This window comes from Protofrankia sp. Cr1 (assembly GCF_963555865.1).
Taxonomy (GTDB): Bacteria; Actinomycetota; Actinomycetes; order Frankiales; family Frankiaceae; genus Protofrankia.
The window spans coordinates 1-4,274 of record NZ_CAUVXO010000456.1 but is presented as its reverse complement, the minus strand read 5'-3'; the positions used below and the strand labels follow the sequence as shown (position 1 = coordinate 4,274).

General features: G+C 65.8%; 6 protein-coding genes. 3 read left to right on the top strand and 3 right to left on the bottom strand.

Annotated features, from left to right (window positions below; genetic code table 11):
• Window positions 1-41 precede the first annotated feature (41 nt).
• Together U9980_RS23600 and U9980_RS23595 are read right to left on the bottom strand one after the other, a co-directional pair.
• The gene (locus tag U9980_RS23600) at window positions 42-914 is read right to left on the bottom strand and encodes an alpha/beta fold hydrolase (RefSeq protein ID WP_416210370.1); all 873 of its coding nucleotides are present in this window, start codon (window positions 912-914) and stop codon (window positions 42-44) included.
• 86 nt (window positions 915-1,000) lie between these two features.
• Window positions 1,001-1,849 carry an alpha/beta hydrolase gene (locus U9980_RS23595; protein WP_322769944.1) on the bottom strand — a complete coding sequence of 283 codons (849 nt, stop codon included), beginning with the start codon at window positions 1,847-1,849 and terminating at the stop codon, window positions 1,001-1,003.
• 185 nt (window positions 1,850-2,034) lie between these two features.
• Here U9980_RS23595 and U9980_RS23590 point away from each other — a divergent pair, with 185 nt between their 5' ends.
• From U9980_RS23590 to U9980_RS23580, 3 genes are all read left to right on the top strand, one after another.
• Window positions 2,035-3,030 (top strand): NADP-dependent oxidoreductase, encoded by a 996-nt coding sequence (locus tag U9980_RS23590; protein WP_322769943.1) that lies wholly within the window; start codon window positions 2,035-2,037, stop codon window positions 3,028-3,030.
• 280 nt (window positions 3,031-3,310) lie between these two features.
• Window positions 3,311-3,655, top strand: a complete 345-nt coding sequence (locus U9980_RS23585) for a type II toxin-antitoxin system RelE/ParE family toxin (protein WP_416210371.1) — start codon at window positions 3,311-3,313, stop codon at window positions 3,653-3,655.
• Complete coding sequence (locus U9980_RS23580; RefSeq protein ID WP_322750647.1) at window positions 3,652-3,978, top strand: helix-turn-helix transcriptional regulator; 327 nt, start codon at window positions 3,652-3,654, stop codon at window positions 3,976-3,978. Before U9980_RS23585 ends, U9980_RS23580 begins: the two co-directional genes overlap by 4 nt.
• 110 nt (window positions 3,979-4,088) lie before the next feature.
• On the opposite strand, the gene U9980_RS23575 is transcribed toward U9980_RS23580, so the two are convergent.
• On the bottom strand, window positions 4,089-4,274 hold a 186-nt coding region (locus U9980_RS23575), incomplete at its 5' end, for a hypothetical protein (protein WP_322769941.1).

The window sequence follows — 4,274 nt, the reverse complement described above, 5'->3', positions numbered from 1 at the left end:
GAGCGACTGGCGGGAGCGAAAGGGCCGCCTCCCCTCCGGCTCTACCGCTCGAGGAATTCGAGGGCCTTTTCGACGAACTGCCCGTGGAACTGGAAGATGCCGCCGTGCCCGGCGTCTGGGTAGATCACCAGCTCACTGTCGGGCAGGCGTCGAGCCAGGTCGGCCGAGTTCTTCGTCGGCACCATCCTGTCGCTCTCGCCGTTCGCGACGAGCACGGGCTGGCGAATGACGGAGAGGTCGGATGGCCGCTCCAGCCCCCAGCGGTGGATGGCCTTGAGCTGTGCGCCGTAGGACTTGAGGGAGATCGCCTTGTCTCGGTTGTCGGTGCGCTCCTTCAAGCGTGCCAGGAACTCCTTGCCTGCCTGACGCCCGTTGGGAGTCCTGGTGAAGAAGAGGAACTGCTTCGGGTCCTGCAACGTGAGCAGCCCGCGGATGGTGTCGAGATGCGAGAGCTTGGTGACGTTCTTGATGCCCTCGCCGCCGGCGGGTCCCGTGCCCGCGAGGATCAGCGTGCGGACGAGCTGGGGTTCGTCCTGAGCGATCACCTGGGCGATCATGCCGCCCATGGAGAAGCCGAGGAGGTCGACCTTGTCCAGACCCAGCGCCCGGATGAAGGTGACGGCGTCCGTCGCCATCGCCTGGATGGTGTTCGGCGTCGAGCCGGTGGACGCGCCGACGCCCCGGTTGTCGAACGTGAGGACCCGGTGCTTCGCGGCGATGCCGTCGACGACCCGAGGGTCCCAGTTGTCGAGGACCGCGGCCAGGTGGGTGAGGAAAACCACCGGGATGCCGGTCTTCGGGCCGAGCTCCCGGTAGGCGAAATCCACGCCACCGGCTGAGACGGTGCGGGTCGGTGCGTTCTGGTACGACGTCACAACGTCGTTTCGTACCCCTTGTCTGTTATTCACGGCCATGTCCTTCTGTGGGTGGGATTTCTGTGAGCGTTGTGTGCCACGCCCCTCGAGCCACGCCCCTCGAGAAGAGCGAGGGCGCAGTGCAGTCAGTCCGCGAGGAAGATGTTGACCTGCGTGACGAACTCGTCGATGTGCTGGAACAGGAAGGCATGGCCAGCATCGCTGTAAAGAACGAGGGTGGAGTCGGGGACCTGCTCGACCGCCTTGTAGGAGGCGATGGCGGGGATCATCACGTCGTGGATCCCGTTGGCATACAGGACCGGCTGGCTGATCGCCTGCAGCTCGGACTTGAGCTGGTCCCAATTCACGGCCAGGAGGCGGGCGACAGCGGCAAGTTGGCCGCGGGCAGCCTCCTCGGTCACCGCGGGGCCGCCTTCGAGGCGCTTTGAGACCTTCGCGAGGTGCTCGAGCCCGGATGCGCGGGCCTGTTCGGTCTCGGGGTAGAAGAGGTAGAGCAGGTCTTCGGCGTCCGCGTCCGGCTTGGCCATGATGGAGAGCACCCGCTCGCTCATATCCGGGGTACCCGGCGCCACGCCCGGCCCGCAGCTACCCGCGACGATGATCTTGCGTACGAGGTCGGGCCGGCGCAGGGCGACGTGGTGCGCCACGATGCCACCGAGTGACCAGCCGAGCAGGTCGACCTGCGTCAGGCCGAGAGCATCGATGAACTCGATCGCACCCTCGGCGAACCCCTCGGAGGTGTCGCGAGGCTCACCGCTGGTGTACCCGATGCCGACGTTGTCGAACAGGATGACGTCGCGGTCCTGGGTGAGGCGGTCGATGAACTCCGGGTCCCACCAGTCGATGGTGCCGCGGAACCGCATGAGCAGGACAAGCGGCACACCACCCTGCGGGCCCGTGCGCCGGTAGGTGAACACCGTGGAGGGGCCGGCGGCAGTGTGGTTCTCGAGGGTGTCAGCCATGTAGGTCGTCATGAGTCTCTCTTCCCTGTTGTCTCCCAGGCTGTGACGGCAGTCTGAGGTTCGACGGGCGCAGGCCGTGGGAATGGGTCCCTGTGCGGTCGAGCCTCTCGTCATCGCATGTCACTGATTGAAGTATGTTTGTAATTCTATCACGCCGCAAGTCGGCGAACCGAACGAGATGAAGAGAGCAGGAGGACATGAAGGCCTTCATCGTCGAGCGCTACCGCAAAGACGGCCTTCGAGCTGCCGAGGTCCCAGAACCCGAGCTGGGAGACGGCGACGTCCTGGTCCGGGTCCGCGCCGCCGGCGTCAACCCGCTGGACTCGAAGATCCGGGACGGCGAGTTCAAGCGCATCCTGCCCTACCGTCCGCCGTTCGTGCTCGGGCACGACGTCGCAGGCGTCGTCACGCGCGTCGGACCCGCGGCGCGGAGGTTCACAGTGGGTGACGAGGTCTACGCCCGGCCTGGGAAGGACCGCATCGGGACGTTTGCGGAGCTCATCGCGATCGACCAGGACGACGTCGCGCTCAAGCCGGCCGCGCTCTCCATGCAGGAAGCGGCCGCGGTGCCCCTGGTCGGCCTCACCGCATGGCAGGCACTCGTCGAGCGAGCGAAGGTGACCGCCGGCCAGAAGGTCCTCATCCACGCCGGCTCCGGCGGCGTGGGGACGATGGCGATCCAGCTCGCCAAGCAGCTGGGCGCGACCGTCGCGACGACCACGAGCACTGCGAACGTGGACTGGGTGAAGAGCCTCGGCGCCGACGTCGTCGACTACAAACAAGAGGACTTTGCCACGGTCCTCGCCGACTACGACGTCGTCCTGGACTCACTGGGCGGCGAGACGCTCGAGAAGTCGTTGACGGTGGTGAAGCCCGGCGGGCTGGTGATCGGCATCGGCGGCCCGCCGGATCCCGACTTCGCGAAGGAGATCGGAGCTTCAACATTCCTGCGCGTGGCCATGACCCTGCTGAGCCGCCGCATCCGGCGGCAGGCGAAGCGGCGAGGCGTGCGCTACTCGTTCTTGTTCATGCGGGCCAGCGGAACGCAGCTGCGAGAGCTCACCACGCTCATCGACGCCGGACACCTACACCCGGTCGTGGACCGGGTGTTCCCGTTCGACGCGACGCTCGAGGCGGTCGCGTACGTCGACCAGGGCCGCGCCAAGGGCAAGGTCGTCGTCACGCTGGCCTAGCTCGACACCTGTCGCCAGAAACCTGATGGCCTGACCTGGACGTCCAGCGGTTCGCATGTCCTGAACTATCGATCTTAGTAACTTTGGTGTTACATCGCTGGGCTTCTGGCCTGCGCTTCCACGAGACTGCCTCCATCCGTTGCGCTCGACCAAGTAGTCGGCCGCGCCTCGGTCTTGCCGCCTGTTTCCCGGAAGCTGGCGGCGTCGAGAAGGTCCTAGTACACTGATGTACTGAACCTTCCTTGATCCGAAGGGGCCGTCGGTGAGCTATCAGCTGGCGATGGTCGATGAGGTCAGGGAATGGTTGCATACGCTGCGCCGGGCAGACCGAACGACCGCGATCGGTGTAGGCCAGGCGCTGGCCGCCCTCCTGGCGGAGGGGCCTGGCCTCGGACGGCCGCTGGTCGATCGGATCAAAGGCTCGCGGATACACAACCTAAAAGAAGTCCGCCCCGGCTCGACCGGGACGAGCGAGGTCCGTGTCCTGTTTGTGTTCGATCCGGAGCGTCGAGCGGTCCTACTCGTCGCGGGCGACAAGGCGGGCGAATGGTCCGCCTGGTACCGGCGGGCGATACCGCTGGCCGAAGCCCGGTACGCCGTCTACCTCAAGGAGCGTGACCAGTGAGCGCGGTTCACGACTACGACAGGGACAGCTTCCTCGCGGAGTTCTTCCCCGACGACGCCGACCGCCACGAAGTCGAATCCGGCGCCAGCCGACTCGTTGCCGAGAACCGCGCCCATCGACTTGCCGAGATGCGTCGCCGGCTGGGCCTGACCCAGGCGGACGTCGCCGACCGGATGCACGTCCGCCAAGAACGCGTCTCCGCGATCGAGCGGGCCACCGTCGATGCCAGCGAGCTGCGCACACTCGCCGCCTACGTCAAGGCTCTCGGCGGACGCCTGGAGATCATCGCCGACTTCGGCGGTGAACGACTCGTCATCGGCTGAACACCACAGACCCGCCCCGGCCCCTCGCGCCCTCACCTTCGAGCGGCCGGGTCACGTTGATTTTCCCTCTAACGAACCACCCCACGCCGATGGATCAACAAGAATCGACGTCAAATAACCTCGACCAGGGTCTGTCTGATAGATCTTCGATCGCGCGGATCGATGCCCAAAAGGCGTCCCGCCGCCTTGTCGTCGTCACCGACGATATCCATCAGACAGGCCCTAACTGCGCTGTCCCCCGTCGACGATGTTCCACGCACGTGCTGGCGTTGGAGCAAAAAATGGTCAGGGATTCT

Bases quoted from the DNA above. Each gene is read 5' to 3' on its own strand.
- U9980_RS23600 (WP_416210370.1), bottom strand. From the start codon at position 914: ATGGCCGTGAATAACAGACAAGGGGTACGAAACGACGTTGTGACGTCG.
- U9980_RS23595 (WP_322769944.1), bottom strand. From the start codon at position 1,849: ATGACGACCTACATGGCTGACACCCTCGAGAACCACACTGCCGCCGGC.
- U9980_RS23590 (WP_322769943.1), top strand. From the start codon at position 2,035: ATGAAGGCCTTCATCGTCGAGCGCTACCGCAAAGACGGCCTTCGAGCT.
- U9980_RS23585 (WP_416210371.1), top strand. From the start codon at position 3,311: ATGGTCGATGAGGTCAGGGAATGGTTGCATACGCTGCGCCGGGCAGAC.